The sequence below is a fragment of the Stenotrophomonas sp. SAU14A_NAIMI4_8 genome (genome assembly GCF_003086695.1).
GTDB lineage: Bacteria > Pseudomonadota > Gammaproteobacteria > Xanthomonadales > Xanthomonadaceae > Stenotrophomonas.
Window position 1 is genome coordinate 1,444,220 of sequence record NZ_CP025999.1, and the last position, 14,406, is coordinate 1,458,625.

Consider the following 14,406-nt stretch of genomic DNA (forward strand, 5'->3'; position numbering starts at 1 on the left):
CCTAGTCGCCTGACCCGGCGCGCCACGGGTCGTAGCTGCCGAACCACCACAGATAGCCCTCCGGATCGGCGCAGGCATAGCCGCGGCCGCCGTAGTCCTGGTCGGCAATATCGATGACGATGCGCGCACCGGCGGCCTTGGCGCGGGCGTAGTGGGCATCCACATCGGCCACGATCACGCAGGCGCTCTGGGTCTGCCGCCCATCCACCTCGTCGGGCATCACCGCCAGTTTCGACCACTCGCCGCCGTTGCTGGCCGAGCCCAGCATGATCATGCCCTGGCCGAACACCAGCTGGGCATGGAAGACCGTTTCGCCCTCGGCATACACCGCCTGCGCGTGGAACCCGAAGGCGCGTTGCAGCCAGTCGATTGCTGCCAGCGCATCGCGGTAGCGCAGGCAGGGAATGATGGTGGAGCCGCTGCCCACTGCATGATCGTCAACCATGGCACCCCTCCTATGGCACAGGGCAGGGTGGATCGCCGCCCGTTACCATCGTGCGAAACCCCGGTGACGGCCTGCACATGGCCGCGACCCCTGTTCGGAGATGGTGCTGGATGAAAACCTGGATCGGAGGAGCCGTGCTGCTGGCGTGCACCACCATGGCGAGTGCGGCCACCCCGCCGCAACTGCAGGACCTGGACGCAACGGTCGAGCGCGTGCGCGCGCAGTTCGACGTGCCCGGCGTAGCCGTGGCCGTGGTCAAGGATGGCCAGATCGTGATGGAACGCGGCTGGGGCGTGCGCGAACTGGGCAAGCCGGCACCGGTGCAGGCCGATACGCTGTTCGCCATCGCCTCCAACACCAAGGCGTTCACGGCTACCTCGCTGAACCTGCTGGCCGAGGACGGCAAGCTGAAGATGGACGACAAGGTGATCGACCACCTGCCATCGTTCCGCATGTCCGATCCCTTCGTGACCGGGCAGATGACCCTGCGCGATCTGCTGTCGCACCGCAGCGGCCTGAGCCTGGGCGCCGGCGACCTGCTGTTCTGGCCCACCACTACCTACAGCAATGCCGAGGTGGTGCAGCGGCTGGGCCGGGTGCCGCTGAAGGGCGGTTTCCGCGAGCGCTATGCCTACGACAACATCCTCTATGCGGTCGCCCAGCAGGTGATCGAGAAAGTGTCGGGCATGAGCTACCAGCAGTTCCTGCAGACGCGCATCTTCGACAAGGTGGGCATGGCCGGTACCCGCTACAACGCCGACCACCTGCAGCCCGGTGACAACGCGGCGGTGGGCCACGCCAAGTACGATTTCAAGGACCTGCGCACCGTTGCGCCGCTCACCTGGTCGAACAACGCCGGTGCCGGTGGCATCTATTCCAGCGCCCACGACATGGCGCGCTGGATGCAGGTGCAGCTGGCCGAGGGCGCGCTGGCCGACGGCACGCCGCTGTTCAGTGCCAAGACGCAGAAAGACATGTGGCAGATGATCACGCCGCAGGCCATCGCCACGCCGAGCGTGCCAGAACTGGAGCCGGCACGGGCCAACTTCGCCGGCTATGGCGAAGGCTGGAACCTGAGCGACTACCGCGGGCAGAAGCTGGTCTGGCACACCGGCGGCTGGCCGGGCATGGTTTCGCGGCTGACCCTGGTGCCGGGCCAGAAGCTGGGCGTGGTGGTGCTGACCAACCAGGAATCGGGCGCGGCCTTCAACGCGATCACCCTGAGCGTGCTCGACGCTTACCTGGGCGGCGAAAAGCATGACTGGGTCGACGCCTACGCCAAGGGCGTGGCCAAGGGCCAGGACAAGGCCGACGAAGCCTGGGCCAAGCACCAGGCCGAGCGTGCCAAGGGCAGCACGCCGTCGCTGCCGCTGCGTGGCTATGCCGGCCAGTACCGCGATCGCTGGTACGGCGACATGGCCATCGTGGCCGAGGGCAAGGGCCTGCGCCTGAGCTTTGCCAAGACCGCGCAGCTGACCGGCCGCCTGGAGCACTGGCAGCACGACACCTTCATCGTGCGCTGGGACGACCGCTCGCTCAACGCCGATGCGTTCGTGAACTTCAGCCTGGACCCGGACGGCAAGGTGCGCGAAGTGCGCATGCAGTCCATCTCGGACCTGACCGATTTCAGCTTCGACTTCCAGGACCTGCAGTTCACCCCGGTCAGCCCGTGACGGTAGCGCCGGGCCATGCCCGGCGAGCGCGCGGCATAAACACCCGGCATGGGATAATCCCCGCGCTGATTGATGGCGAGGGACTGTGATGTTTCGTTGGTTTGAATCTCTGATTCCGGTGTTCCCGCCGGTCGATGGCCGCATGCCGCCGCAGAAGGTGCTGCCGTTCTACCTGCACTACCTGCGCCCGGTGTGGCCGGTGCTGCTGGCCACCCTCATCGCCGGCCTGCTGCTGGCGCTGGTGGAAGTGGCGATGTTCGATTACCTGGGCCGCATCGTCGACATGGTCGCCGAACAGCCCGGTGCCGGCTTCTTCCAGCGCCACGCCAATGAACTGGGCTGGATGCTGTTCATCACGGTCATCGCCCGGCCGATCCTGGTGGGCCTGCACAACCTGCTGGTCAACCAGGCCATCGTGCCCGGCCTGAGCAACCGCTCGCGCTGGCTGATGCACAACTACGTGGTGCGGCAGAGCCTGAGTTTCTTCCAGAACGATTTCGCCGGCAGCGTGGCCAACCGGGTGATGCAGACCGGTACGTCGCTGCGCGAATCGGCGGTGCAGATGGTCGATTCGCTCTGGTACATCGTGGTCTACACCGGCACCGCGCTGTATCTGTTCGCGCAGGCGGACTGGCGGCTGATGGTGCCGCTGATCCTGTGGCTGCTGGCCTATGCGGTGATCCTGGCGTACTTCGTGCCACGCGCGAAGGAGCGTGCGTGGATCGCCTCGGAAGCGCGTTCCAAGGCGATGGGCCGCATCGTCGATGGCTATACCAATATTCCCACCCTGAAGCTGTTCGCCCACGGCGGCCGCGAGCAGGCCTACGTGGCCGAATCGATCCAGGAACTGGCGGTGAAGCATCGCGCACAGACGCGCATCACCACCGGCATGGACCTGACCATCGCCATCGTCAACGGCTTCCTGATTGCCGGCACCTGCGGCCTGGCGCTGTGGTTGTGGAACGGCGGGCACATCACCGTGGGCGCGATCACCCTGGCCACCGGCCTGGTCATCCGTATCCACAACATGTCCGGCTGGATCATGTGGACCATCAACGGCATCTTCGAAGACATCGGCACCGTGCAGGATGGCATCACCACCATCGCCCAGCCGCTGACCGTGCAGGACCGTGACGATGCGGTGCCGCTGCAGGTGGCCCATGGTGGCGTGCATTTCCAGGACATCCACTTCCATTACGGCAAGAAGGGCGGGGTGATCGCCGGCCTGGACCTGGTGGTGAAGCCGGGCGAGAAGATCGGCCTGGTCGGTCCGTCCGGCGCCGGCAAGTCGACCCTGGTCAACATCCTGCTGCGCCTGTACGACCTGGAAAGCGGCCGCATCCTGATCGACGGGCAGGACATCGCCCACGTTACCCAGGAAAGCCTGCGCCAGCAGATCGGTGTGGTTACCCAGGACACCTCGCTGCTGCACCGTTCGATCCGCGACAACCTGTTGTACGGCCGTCCCGATGCCAGCGACGAGCAGCTGCGCGCCGCCGTGGCCAAGGCCCGTGCCGAGGCGTTCATCGACACGCTGGTGGACGGGCAGGGGCGCCGTGGCTATGACGCGCATGTCGGCGAGCGCGGGGTGAAGCTGTCCGGTGGCCAGCGCCAGCGCATCGCCATCGCCCGCGTGCTGCTGAAGGACGCACCGATCCTGGTGCTGGACGAAGCCACCTCGGCACTGGATTCGGAAGTGGAAGCGGCCATCCAGGACAGCCTGGACGAACTGATGGGTGGCAAGACGGTGATCGCCATCGCGCACCGCCTATCCACCATCGCGCGCATGGACCGGCTGGTGGTGATGGACCAGGGCCGCATCGTCGAAACCGGTACGCATGGCGAGCTGATTGCCGCCGGTGGCCTGTACGCGCGGCTATGGGCGCGGCAGACCGGTGGGTTTGTTGCGGCCGATCAATAACTGCTTCGGGGTCGGAGCCCTCTCTGCGAGAGGGATCCGACCCCAGCCATGCAGCCCTTGGGGTCAGATCCCTTTCCGCAGGAAAGGGCTCTGACCCCAGTCTGAGCCAGACCATAGAGGTCTCATGAAACTCACTCCCGGACGCATGATCGTAGTCGTCCTGTTTGTTGGCGCTTCGGCAATGTCTCCCGCGTTCTGCCAGAACGTAACGCCCGCCAGCGACCCTGTCGTCCAGATTCTTGCAGAGAAGGAAGGGCTGACGGCGGACGAAGCTGACAGGCGCCTGCGCCTTCGAATGGCGGCCGGAGAAGAACTCCAGAAGATCATGGAGGTCATGCCGGACAGGTTTGCAGGCAAGACGTTCACCGAGAACCCGATGGTCGTGACGGTCAGGCTGACCGGAGCCGACCCAGTGCCGTCCAGGATTGTTGACACGCGATACGGGCGGGTCACCTACCACTTCGTGGTGGGTGCGGCCCATTCGCTGGCTGAGCTTCGAAACGTAGTGGAATCTGGAAAGATCCAGGCGCTGTTCCCGGAGTACCAGGGGATAATGGTCGACGGCGAGCGCGGCGTCATCGTGGTCGAGTTGCCTGAAAAGGACGTTGAGAGTATCTACGAAAGCGAAGGGCTTGATGTCAGGCGTATGTTCTCTGTTCCGATCGAGCTGAAGAAGGCTGCAGCGCCTGTGAAGCCACTGTCCGTGCGGAATGCCATCCACGCATGGCGTGGATCTACTGACGCGCAAGAGTAGATCCACGCCATGCGTGGATGAAAAACGGCCCGGGTTTCCCCGGGCCGTTTTCGTTCACCTCATACCCGCTCGATCACTCGATCGGCTGGTCCAGCATCAGCTGGCGGGCGAAACGCACCGGCGGTGCGCCGTAGGACAGCATCTGGTCGTGGTAGGCCTTCAGGTTGAACTTGTCGCCCAGCTTGTCCTGCATCGCCTTGCGGGTGTCGAAGTGTTCCTGCGCACCGACAAAGTAGGTCGGCAGCTGCGCCGAGGTCAGCTGTGCGCGCACCCACTTGCCCGAGGCTTCGCTTTCCTGCTGGAACGCGTCGTGGGTCATCAGGTGCATCGCCTTCTCGCGATCCCAGTTGTCCACGTGCACGCCCTGGTCCAGGATCGCGTTGGAGATGGTGCGCAGGTAGAACTTCAGCTGCACCAGGTGGAACAGCGGGTCGTTGTTGAGGTAACCCTGCTCCTGCATCATGCGCTCGGTGTAGACCGCCCAGCCTTCGGCGAACAGGCCCGAACGCAGCACGGCGCGCAGGGTGGAGGGGAACTTGGCCGAGTGCCAGCCTTCCAGGTAATGGCCCGGCGTGCCTTCGTGGATGCTCAGCAGGTGGATCATGCGCGAGTTGTATTCGCGCAGGAACGAATCGACCTGCTTGTCATTCCAGTCGTCGGGAATGGGCGAGACCGCGTAGAAGGTCTTCAGGTTCTTGTCCAGCGGGCCCGGCGAATCGCAGTAGGCCACGGCCACGCCGCGCTGGAATTCGGGCATCAGGATGATGTCCACCGGTGCATCGGGCAGGGTCATCAGATCGTGTTCGCGCACGAACGCGGTGGACTGCTCCAGCGCGGCCTTGGCATCGTCCACCACCTTGTCGCGTGCCGGCTTGTCGGCGTAGGCCAGCTCCAGCGCCGCTTCGATCGCCTTCTGCTGCTGCTCGTCGGTCGGCTGGGCCGGCATCTCCGGTGCGCCCGGCTTGTCCTTCAGCACGGTCTGCGCGATGCCGTACATATCCTCACGCACGCGCTTGAGTTCGGCACGCGCGCGCTCGCCGATCTCCTGCCGCGACAGCGAGGAATTCAGCGCGAACTTCAGCTTCTGGTCGTACTTTTCCGCACCGATGCGGAAGTCGCCCTTGGCATTGGGCACCAGGGTCTTGTCCAGCCAGGTCTGCTGCTCGTCCACGGCCTTCTTCAGGCCATCGATGGCCGCCTGCAGGCGCTGCTGGTCGGCCTGCGGCAGTTCACCGATATGCGGGGTGATGAAGGTATCGACGATGCTGAGGATGCCCTTGTTCTGCTTGGCCACCGTCTCGGCGTGGATCTTCGGCACGCGTGCCGGGTCCAGGTTCTCGCGCGCCTGGGCGAAGATCGCCGGCAGCTTTTCCATGCGTGCGGTGGCCGACTTCAGTCGCTCGGGCAGCGGGGCGAATTCGCGGGCCATCAGGCCGTAGATCGCACTGCCGGCCAGGCCGTTGTACATCTGCGGGTCCCACTTGCCCGACTGCAGCACTTCGGCGTTCCAGATTTCCGACTGCAGCTGGTTGCGCAGGATCGCCGCGTCCACCTGGTTTTCGCGGCCCAGCTTGGCCACTTCGATCTTGTCCAGCTCGCCCAGCAGCGCCTTGTAGGCGGCCACTGTCTTCTGCTGGCCGGCGGCGCTCAGGTCGTCGATATCGCTGTCATAGCGGTGGTCGCCGATCTGGGTGGCGCTGACCGGCGACAGCTGCATCCAGGTATCCAGGGCGCGCTTGGACAGATCGGCGAAGGCTGCATCGGCGGCCTGGTCAGCGGCCTGCTGGCCGGCGGCCGGGGTGGAGGCGTTGGTCGGGGCGTCGGCCGGCTGGCAACCGGCCAGGGCGGCAACCAGAGCAAGGGCAAGAAGATGCGGGCGCATCAGGCGTTCCTGTACGGGGTCAAACCCCGAGCATAGGCCGCCGGGGCTGCTTTGTCCCCCTGCCATAGGATTACCATGTGCGCCACAGGGAATCTTCATTGGAGCGCAGGACATGCAGGAACAGGGACGCGGCCGCTACGGCACGATGGCGGTGATGGCCAAGGGGGCGCTGCTGGCGCTGGCCCTGGCCGGCTGTGCAAAAAACGGTGAAATGGCCGCCGATGCCGGCGGTGTCGCCGCTGCCGCGGTCGCTTCACCGGAAGGCGCGTTCCTGGCCTACGAGCACGACGTGCAGGTGCAGCTGCCGGCCGAGCAGATCGCGCCGCGCATCCAGCAGATCGCGCAGGCTTGCCAGAGCGCGAAGTTCGGCGATTGCGCAGTCCTGCAGGTCAACCAGCGCAGCGGCGAGCGCCCCGATGGCGAGGTGCGCGTGCGCATTGCGCCCAAGGGCACCGAACCGCTGATCGCGCTGGCCGGCGAAGGTGGCAACGTGCAGTCGCGCAACACCCGTGCCGAAGACCTGGCCCAGCAGGTGGCCGATACCGCGCTGACCAAGGCGCGGCTGGAAAAGGAACACGCGCGCCTGCTGAGCTACCAGGACCGCAAGGACCTGAAGGTGGAAGAACTGCTGGCGGTCACCGCGCGGCTGTCTGAAATCGAGGCGGGCGTGGAGCAGGCCAACAAGGACAGTGCACAGCAGCGCCGACGCATCGACACGCAGCTGGTGACGGTGCACTTCGGCACGACCTCGGGCCAGCGCAGCCGCAGCGAGATCGGTGAAGCGCTGAGTGAATCGGGCAGCATCCTCAGCACCAGCGTGGCCTTCCTGATCCGCGCGGCCGCCGCGTTGCTGCCGGTGGCGATCATCGCGCTGCTGTGTGGCTGGGGCATCCGCACCTGGTGGCGCCGCCGCCGTCGCAAGGCCTGACCGGCCCCGCAGTGCAGGTAGCGCCGGGCCATGCCCGGCGACGCCTCAACCCTCGTCGGTCTCGTATTCGACGAACACATCCAGCTCCAACGCCAGCTCCTGCACCGCATCGCGCACCTTCTGCGCGGTGCTTTCGTTGCCCACTTCCACTTCCAGTTCATGGATGCCCGGACCGATATCGTCCGACAGGCCGGCCGAACTGGAATCGTCGTCATCCATGTGCGGCATCAGGTCGTCGGTTTCTTCAACGTGCTCGATGCCTTCCAGCCCCAGCAGCAGATCGCTGATGGCGCGGGCATCGTCTTCGGTTCCGGTGATTCGCAGTCGCAGCATGGACATGGCAGTGGCACGTGGTGGGAGTTCAGCGCAGCGTAGCCAGCGGCAGGCAAAGACCGGGTGAGGGCGCTGTCAGCCGACGGTCGGTGTGCGGCCCAGCAGGCTGTCGGGCAGTGCGGGAATGGGCGTGCGCTCGTCGTGTGCCTGCGCCAGCAGCCAGTCGATGAACACGCGCGCCGCCGGGCCGGGAGGCTGCCCTTCGGCGTGCACCACGTAATAGCTGTAGCGCGCCTTCATCGCAGGGCCCGGCAGGCGCACCACTTCGTAGCGCTGCAGGTAGGGCTGGGCGATGTGGGTGCGTGCCAGCACCGCGCCCATGCCATATACCGCCGCGCGCATCGCATCGGTGCTGTCGGCGAAGGTATGCATGGGCGGCAGCGGCGAGGGCGGGCGCACCCCGGCGTGACGGAACCAGTCGCGCCAGCCCTGTGGTGACAGATCGCTCAGCAGCGGCAGATCGGCGATGCGTGCCGGCTCGTCCAGCGTTTCCACCCCGGCCAGCGCCGGTGAGGCCACCGGGAACAGCTGGTCGTCCATCAGGTGCTGCGCGTGCAGTCCCGGCCATTGGCCCAGACCGTAGCGGATACCGACTTCCGGGCCGCTGTCGTCGTAGCGGTCCAGGCCGCTGCCGGTGTGCAGTTCGATGCGGATCTGCGGATGGGCCTGGGTGAAGCGCGGCAGGCGCGGCAGCAGCCAGCAGTACGACAGCGACCGCAGCGTGGTCACCCGCAGGGTCACGCTGTCGGCGTCGGGCTGCAGATGGTGGGCCACCGCGGCCACATCGGTAAACGCGGCGCTGGCGGCGTCGGCCAGCTGGCGCCCCTCGGCGGTCAGGCGCACCCCGCGCGCATGGCGCAGGAACAGGCGGGTTTCCAGCACCTCTTCCAGGCGGCGCACGTGGTGACTGACCGCGCTGGCGGTCAGGTGCAGTTCCTGCGCGGCCTGGGCGAAGTTCTGGTGGCGTGCGGCCACCGCGAAGACGGCCAGTGCAGGCAGCAGGGAAGGGCGTAGCAGCATGTCCAGCCTCAAACCATATTTGTGGCTGGCAGCGATACTACGCGCTTGTGTGGCAGGCGTCTGCGGCCGATGCTGTGTGCCCGGTGGTTTGACAGACGATGGACGGAGGCAGCACATGAATGCGGTACCACAGGTGGCCGAGCGCGATTGGCGCACGCCGCTGGAACTGACCCTGCTCGGCGCCATCTGGGGCTGCTCGTTCCTGTTCATGCGCGTGGCCGTGCCCTCGTTCGGGCCGTTCGCGCTGGTGGAGGTGCGTCTGGTGCTGGGCGCACTGGTGCTGATGCCGTTCCTGTGGCGCGCCCGTGCGCAGTTCCCGCCGCGCCGCTGGCTGTGGCTGGCGCCGATCGGACTGATCAACTCGGCATTGCCGTTCGTGCTGTTTGCCTATTCGGCCGAGCAAGCGCCGGCGGCGATCGGTGCGATCTGCAATGCGATGACGGTGTTGTTCGCCGCGCTGATCGCGTTCCTGTTCTTCGGCGAAAAGATCGGCGTGCGTCGCGCCGGCGCGCTGCTGGTCGGCTTTGCTGGCGTGGTGGTGCTGGCCACGGCCAAGGTGTCGGGCCTGAGCATCGGCATGGCCGTGCTGGCAGGCGCCGCGGCGTCGCTGCTGTATGGGCTGGGGGTGAACCTGGTGAAGCGGCACATGACCGGCCTGCCATCGGCGGCCGCCGCTGCCGCGACCCTGGGCTGTGCCTCGTTGTGGATGCTGCCGATGGCGGTAACGCATTGGCCGCAAGGCGCCATTCCGCTGAAGGCCTGGGGCGCCGCCATCACGCTGGGCGTGGCCTGCACCGGCCTGGCGTTCCTGATGTTCTATCGCCTGATCGGCCGCATCGGCCCGTCACGCGCGTCCACGGTGACCTATCTGATTCCGCTGTTCGGCGCCGCCTTCGCGTGGTTGTTCCTGGGCGAACCGGTGACGTTGCAGATGCTGATTGCCGGTGGATTGATCCTGGGCAGCGTGGCGGTCAGCCAGAAGAGCTGAGGTTCATCGGCGTGCACCCGCCGGTAGCGCCGGGCCGTGCCCGGCGAGCGCAGCGGCCGATGTTGACCTTCGTGCGCACCCGCCGGGCATGGCCCGGCGCTACCGACGCGTGCGCGGGCAAAGAAAAGTGACGCCCATGAACAATGATGTGCCTTCAGCATGTGCCACGCACCGAACCCGTCGCGGCACTCGCCGGGCATGGCCCGGCGCTACCGCACCGGCACCGGGATGTTGCACAGGTCGATATGCCCGGCCGGGCGCTTGTAGAAATCATCCACGCGGTTGCGCCGTGCTTCCACCGTGTCGGCGAAGGTCTTTGAATCGGTACGCAGCACCTGGATCGCGGTGCGCTCGGCCGCGGGCACGTCGCTGGCGCGGCGGATCGATATGATCGGCGTGCGCAGCTTCGGGTCTGCATAGAAGCCCATCGGCGCCGGTCCGCGCGGAATCGCGCTCAGCAGTTCCATGCCTTTCAGCACGCGGCCAACCAAGGTGATGTTGCGGTCGAGCTGGCGCGGCGACTGGCCGGTCACCACGTACAGCTCGGCGCCGATGCTGCTGTCTTCCTCATTGCTGCGGCCCGCGCCGAGCATGCCGTAGCAATGCGCCAGCCAGGCCTTGCCGGACTGCGGGTCCTGGCCCACCGGGAAGCCATCAACGAAGCCGGTCTGCGCGGCCCAGCCGTCGCGGTCGGGCAATACGCTCACCTTCAGGCCAGTGCTGGCGCGTTCGAATTCGGCCGGCAGCTTGCGCGCGGCGCTTCCGAACGGCTTGGCCTTGGCTGCGTCGTCGGCGTCGGCATCGCCGAACTGCACCACGAAGTTGTCCTGCGAACGGTAGATGCTGGTGCCATCCCAGAAATGCTCGTGGGCGAAGGTCTGGATGTTGGCCACATGGCGCGGTGCAAACTGCGGCGCCAGTTCGATGATCACCCGCCCGGCCGGCAGATCCATGTACAGCAGGTTGGCCGGGTCCGGGGTGCGCCAATCGCTGGCCGCGGAAGCATCAAGGATCTGCTGCGGGCTGCGATAGGGCGTGGCAGCGCTGGCCAGGGCGGGCAGCAGGCAGGCGAGGGCGAGGGCGGTCATGGCAGTGCGAAGGCGGTGCGGCATGGGATCCCCGGAACATGAACGAGGGTTTGATTCTGCGCGAGCAGACCATGGACGCGCCAGCCGGCAAGGTGACTAACGACACATTCGCTATACCGGACTTCACACTACTGTTGACTCCAACATAGTGGAGGGCCGGCCATGTCCGACGACGATGTCCACCTGAAGAAGTTCCAGAAGGAGCTCAGCGCCGGCACGGTGTCGCTGGCCCTGCTGGCGGTACTGGCCCGGGCCGGGGAGCCGCTGTACGGCTACCTGATCGCCAAGGAGCTGGAGCGCGTGGGCGAGGGCGTGCTGAGTGGCAAGCAGAGCGCGCTGTACCCGGTGCTGCGCAACCTGGAAGGCGCCGGCCTGCTGGAAAGCCATGTCGAGCCGTCCAGCAGTGGCCCACCGCGCCGCTACTACCGCATCAATGAACGTGGCCACGAGGTGCTGGCGCAGTGGCGCCAGGCCTGGCAGGCCACCCGCGATTCCGTCGATTCCGTGTTGGAGGGGGTACCGCAATGAACGACCTGAACCTGGCAGGCACGGCCCTGCCCACCACCATTGCCCAGTATCTGGCGCAGCTGCGGGCGGCGCTGGAAGGGGCCGACCCTGCCATGGTGCAGGATGCCCTGTACGACGCCGAGGAATACCTGCGCTCGGAGCTGGCCGCGCAGTCCGGTCGCAGCGAAGCCGAGGTGATTGCCGATGTGGCCGGCAGCTATGGCGCGCCGCAGGAAGTGGCCGAGATCTACCGCGAAACCGAGGTGACCGTGAACCGCGCGCTGCGTACGCCGCGCGCCGACACCGCGCCGGTGCTGCGCGCGGCCGCCGAAGCCAGCGGGGCGGCACCTGCGGCCGCGCTGCCAGCGGCGAAGCCGCGTACCTGGTGGGCGCGCTTCTTCGGCGTCGTGCTGGACCCGCACACCTACGGCGCGCTGTTCTACATGCTGCTGTCGCTGGCCACCGGCACGTTCTTCTTCACCTGGGTGGTGACCGGGCTGTCGCTGTCGCTGGGCCTGATGATCCTGATCATCGGCGTGCCGCTGACGGTGCTGTTCTTCGGTTCGGTACGCGGGCTGGCCCTGCTGGAAGGGCGGCTGGTGGAAGCGCTGCTGGGTGAGCGCATGCCGCGCCGGCCGCAGTACACCGATCGCAGCCGCACGTGGCTGCAGCGCATTGGTGACATGTTCACCGACGGTCGTACCTGGCTGACGCTGCTGTACTTCCTCCTGATGCTGCCGCTGGGCATCGTGTACTTCACCATCGCGGTCACCCTGCTGTCGGTGTCGCTGGCCTTCATCTGGTCGCCGGTGGCGGCGCTGTTCGATGCCACCGCGCCGAGCATCTACATCGATGGCACCAACGTGCTGCCGCTGGCCGCAACGCCGGTGCTGGCCGTGGTCGGCGCGCTGCTGCTGCTGCTGACGATGCACCTGGCACGCGGCATCGGCAAGCTGCACGGCATGCTGGCCAAGCACCTGCTGGTGCGGCTGTAACCGTGCAGGCCCAGCGCCGGGGTCGGATCCCTGTTCGCAGAACAGGGCTCTGACCCCGTCATGTGCAGGGTGCAAGGTGCAGGGGTCAGAGCCCTTTCTGTTGGAAAGGGATCCGACCCCGACCGGGGCTTCGGCATGGGCGGCGAAGCGCAGGCGCGCCGCGCTGTGGTAGGTGCCAACCTTGGTTGGCACACACCATCAGACGTCGGGATTCATGGTAGGTGCAAGACGAAGGGGTCGGATCCCTGTTCGCAGAACAGGGCTCTGACCCCGTCACGTGCAGGGTGCAGGGGTCAGAGCCCTTTCCGTTGGAAAGGGATCCGACCCCGACCGGGGCTTCGGCATGGGCGGCGAAGCGCAGGCGCGCCGCGCTGTGGTAGGTGCCAACCTTGGTTGGCACGCACCATCAGACGTCGGTATTCACGGTAGGTGCAAGGCGAAGGGGTCGGATCCCTGCTCGCAGAACAGGGCTCTGACCCCGTCATGTGCAGGGTGCAAGGTGCAGGGGTCAGAGCCCTTTCCGTTGGAAAGGGATCCGACCCCGAGGCCAAGGCTTACCCGGCCTTGCGCCGCAGCGGGGTGACGTTGCTCTTCTTCTTCGTCGCCTTCGCAGACGGGGCTTCGGCATGGGCGGCGAAGAAATCGCGCACCTTCGGGTACACCACTTCACGCCAGCGGCGGCCGCTGAAGATGCCGTAATGGCCGGCACCTTCCACGATGAAGTGCTCGCGGCGATCGGCGGCGATGCCGGTGCACAGCGCCTGCGCCGCTTCGGTCTGGCCCAGGCCGGCGATATCGTCCAGCTCGCCTTCGATGCTCAGCAGCGCGGTATCGCGGATCGCCGACGGGTCGACCTTCTCGCCGTTCACCACCCATTCGCCGCGCGGCAGCAGGAAGTCCTGGAACACCACCGAAATGGTGTCCAGGTAGTACTTGGCCGGCATGTCCAGCACCGCGTTGTACTCGTCGTAGAAACGGCGATGCGCGTCGGCGTCTTCCAGATCGCCCTTGACCAGATCGGCGTAGAAATCCCAGTGCGAACTGAAGTGGCGGCTGGGGTTCATCGACAGGAAGCCGGCGTGCTGCAGGAAGCCCGGGTACACGCGGCGGCCGGCGCCGGGGTAGCTGGCCGGCACGGTGTGGATCACGTTGTTCTCGAACCACGACAGCGGGTTCTGCGTGGCCAGGTTGTTCACTGCGGTGGGGCTGCAGCGCGCATCGATCGGCCCGCCCATCATCACCAGCGTGCGCGGGGTCGGCTCGCCACGGCTGGCCATCAGCGAAACCGCGGCCAGCACCGGCACCGTCGGCTGGCACACGCTCACCACGTGCAGGCGTTCAACGCCCAGGTGTCGGATGAATTCCTGGATGTAGGCGATGTAATCGTCCAACCCGAACTCGCCTTCGCTGGCCGGCACCATGCGTGCATCCACCCAGTCGGTGACGTACACGCGGTGGTCGCGCAGCAGGGTGCGCACGGTGTCGCGCAGCAGCGTGGCGTGGTGCCCCGACAGCGGCGCCACCACCAGTACGAACGGCTGGTTGAGCATGGTGTGCAGCTGCTCGGCTTCGTTGCTGTGGCGCTTGAAGCGCAGCAGCTTGCAGAACGGCTTGCTGACCTCTTCGTGCACCACGATCGGCACGCGTTCGCCTTCGACCTCGATTTCGTTGATGCCCCATTCGGGCTTCTCGTAATCCTTGCCGATGCGATGGAACAGTTCATTGACGGCCGCCAGGCGATCAGCGCCGGGCATCTGCGACCACCAGTGACCCTGGTTGGTGAAGAAGCGGGCGTTGGCCTGGGCCTGGTGCACCCAGGGGGCGAGCAGGTTGCGGGTCAGTTCGTGCAGTTGATAGAGCATGCCGACCGAA

At 66.4% G+C, this 14,406-nt stretch carries 13 protein-coding genes; 7 read left to right on the forward strand and 6 right to left on the reverse strand.

What is annotated here, in order from left to right; translation table 11 throughout:
* Position 1: 1 nt before the first annotated feature.
* A complete protein-coding gene (locus C1930_RS06680) occupies positions 2 to 445 on the reverse strand; it encodes a VOC family protein (protein WP_108755759.1) in 444 nt (147 codons plus the stop codon).
* 110 nt (positions 446 to 555) lie between these two features.
* Between C1930_RS06680 and C1930_RS06685 the strand changes: the two genes are divergently transcribed.
* From C1930_RS06685 to C1930_RS06695, 3 genes are all read left to right on the forward strand, one after another.
* Entirely contained in the window at positions 556 to 2,118 is a 1,563-nt protein-coding gene (locus tag C1930_RS06685) for a serine hydrolase (RefSeq protein ID WP_108755760.1), read from the forward strand.
* Positions 2,119 to 2,206: 88 nt separating this feature from the next.
* Entirely contained in the window at positions 2,207 to 4,039 is a 1,833-nt protein-coding gene (gene smrA / locus C1930_RS06690; RefSeq protein ID WP_108757677.1) for a multidrug efflux ABC transporter SmrA, read from the forward strand.
* Between the two features lie 124 nt (positions 4,040 to 4,163).
* Positions 4,164 to 4,793 carry a hypothetical protein gene (locus tag C1930_RS06695; protein WP_159093565.1) on the forward strand — a complete coding sequence of 210 codons (630 nt, stop codon included), beginning with the start codon at positions 4,164 to 4,166 and terminating at the stop codon, positions 4,791 to 4,793.
* A 73-nt stretch (positions 4,794 to 4,866) separates the two neighbouring features.
* On the opposite strand, the gene C1930_RS06700 is transcribed toward C1930_RS06695, so the two are convergent.
* Positions 4,867 to 6,675, reverse strand: coding sequence for a DUF885 domain-containing protein (locus C1930_RS06700; RefSeq protein ID WP_108755762.1), 1,809 nt, complete (start codon positions 6,673 to 6,675; stop codon positions 4,867 to 4,869).
* A 154-nt stretch (positions 6,676 to 6,829) separates the two neighbouring features.
* Between C1930_RS06700 and C1930_RS06705 the strand changes: the two genes are divergently transcribed.
* Positions 6,830 to 7,603, forward strand: a complete 774-nt coding sequence (locus C1930_RS06705; protein ID WP_108772549.1) for a DUF4349 domain-containing protein — start codon at positions 6,830 to 6,832, stop codon at positions 7,601 to 7,603.
* Between the two features lie 45 nt (positions 7,604 to 7,648).
* Here the strand turns inward: C1930_RS06705 and C1930_RS06710 are convergent, their stop codons facing one another.
* Together C1930_RS06710 and C1930_RS06715 are read right to left on the reverse strand one after the other, a co-directional pair.
* Entirely contained in the window at positions 7,649 to 7,942 is a 294-nt protein-coding gene (locus C1930_RS06710; protein WP_108749042.1) for a hypothetical protein, read from the reverse strand.
* Positions 7,943 to 8,011: 69 nt separating this feature from the next.
* Positions 8,012 to 8,956: a LysR substrate-binding domain-containing protein gene (locus C1930_RS06715; RefSeq protein WP_108771368.1), complete on the reverse strand. Its 945-nt coding sequence runs from the start codon at positions 8,954 to 8,956 to the stop codon at positions 8,012 to 8,014.
* Positions 8,957 to 9,071: 115 nt separating this feature from the next.
* Here C1930_RS06715 and C1930_RS06720 point away from each other — a divergent pair, with 115 nt between their 5' ends.
* Positions 9,072 to 9,944, forward strand: a complete 873-nt coding sequence (locus tag C1930_RS06720; protein ID WP_108771369.1) for a DMT family transporter — start codon at positions 9,072 to 9,074, stop codon at positions 9,942 to 9,944.
* A 209-nt stretch (positions 9,945 to 10,153) separates the two neighbouring features.
* Here the strand turns inward: C1930_RS06720 and C1930_RS06725 are convergent, their stop codons facing one another.
* The gene (locus C1930_RS06725) at positions 10,154 to 11,056 is read right to left on the reverse strand and encodes a peptidylprolyl isomerase (protein WP_108771370.1); all 903 of its coding nucleotides are present in this window, start codon (positions 11,054 to 11,056) and stop codon (positions 10,154 to 10,156) included.
* 138 nt (positions 11,057 to 11,194) lie between these two features.
* Between C1930_RS06725 and C1930_RS06730 the strand changes: the two genes are divergently transcribed.
* Both C1930_RS06730 and C1930_RS06735 read left to right on the forward strand, forming a co-directional pair.
* Positions 11,195 to 11,560, forward strand: a complete 366-nt coding sequence (locus C1930_RS06730; protein ID WP_108749047.1) for a PadR family transcriptional regulator — start codon at positions 11,195 to 11,197, stop codon at positions 11,558 to 11,560.
* Positions 11,557 to 12,534: a sensor domain-containing protein gene (locus tag C1930_RS06735; RefSeq protein WP_108771371.1), complete on the forward strand. Its 978-nt coding sequence runs from the start codon at positions 11,557 to 11,559 to the stop codon at positions 12,532 to 12,534. The genes C1930_RS06730 and C1930_RS06735 overlap by 4 nt, the downstream gene beginning before the upstream one ends.
* 554 nt (positions 12,535 to 13,088) lie before the next feature.
* On the opposite strand, the gene phaZ is transcribed toward C1930_RS06735, so the two are convergent.
* Complete coding sequence (gene phaZ / locus C1930_RS06740) at positions 13,089 to 14,396, reverse strand: polyhydroxyalkanoate depolymerase (RefSeq protein ID WP_108771372.1); 1,308 nt, start codon at positions 14,394 to 14,396, stop codon at positions 13,089 to 13,091.
* Positions 14,397 to 14,406 lie beyond the last annotated feature (10 nt).

What these genes read in the sequence shown, in the direction of transcription:
- C1930_RS06680 (WP_108755759.1), bottom strand. Translation starts at nt 445, where the DNA reads ATGGTTGACGATCATGCAGTGGGCAGCGGCTCCACCATCATTCCCTGC.
- C1930_RS06685 (WP_108755760.1), top strand. Translation starts at nt 556, where the DNA reads ATGAAAACCTGGATCGGAGGAGCCGTGCTGCTGGCGTGCACCACCATG.
- smrA (WP_108757677.1), top strand. Translation starts at nt 2,207, where the DNA reads ATGTTTCGTTGGTTTGAATCTCTGATTCCGGTGTTCCCGCCGGTCGAT.
- C1930_RS06695 (WP_159093565.1), top strand. Translation starts at nt 4,164, where the DNA reads ATGAAACTCACTCCCGGACGCATGATCGTAGTCGTCCTGTTTGTTGGC.
- C1930_RS06700 (WP_108755762.1), bottom strand. Translation starts at nt 6,675, where the DNA reads ATGCGCCCGCATCTTCTTGCCCTTGCTCTGGTTGCCGCCCTGGCCGGT.
- C1930_RS06705 (WP_108772549.1), top strand. Translation starts at nt 6,830, where the DNA reads ATGGCCAAGGGGGCGCTGCTGGCGCTGGCCCTGGCCGGCTGTGCAAAA.
- C1930_RS06710 (WP_108749042.1), bottom strand. Translation starts at nt 7,942, where the DNA reads ATGTCCATGCTGCGACTGCGAATCACCGGAACCGAAGACGATGCCCGC.
- C1930_RS06715 (WP_108771368.1), bottom strand. Translation starts at nt 8,956, where the DNA reads ATGCTGCTACGCCCTTCCCTGCTGCCTGCACTGGCCGTCTTCGCGGTG.
- C1930_RS06720 (WP_108771369.1), top strand. Translation starts at nt 9,072, where the DNA reads ATGAATGCGGTACCACAGGTGGCCGAGCGCGATTGGCGCACGCCGCTG.
- C1930_RS06725 (WP_108771370.1), bottom strand. Translation starts at nt 11,056, where the DNA reads ATGCCGCACCGCCTTCGCACTGCCATGACCGCCCTCGCCCTCGCCTGC.
- C1930_RS06730 (WP_108749047.1), top strand. Translation starts at nt 11,195, where the DNA reads ATGTCCGACGACGATGTCCACCTGAAGAAGTTCCAGAAGGAGCTCAGC.
- C1930_RS06735 (WP_108771371.1), top strand. Translation starts at nt 11,557, where the DNA reads ATGAACGACCTGAACCTGGCAGGCACGGCCCTGCCCACCACCATTGCC.
- phaZ (WP_108771372.1), bottom strand. Translation starts at nt 14,396, where the DNA reads ATGCTCTATCAACTGCACGAACTGACCCGCAACCTGCTCGCCCCCTGG.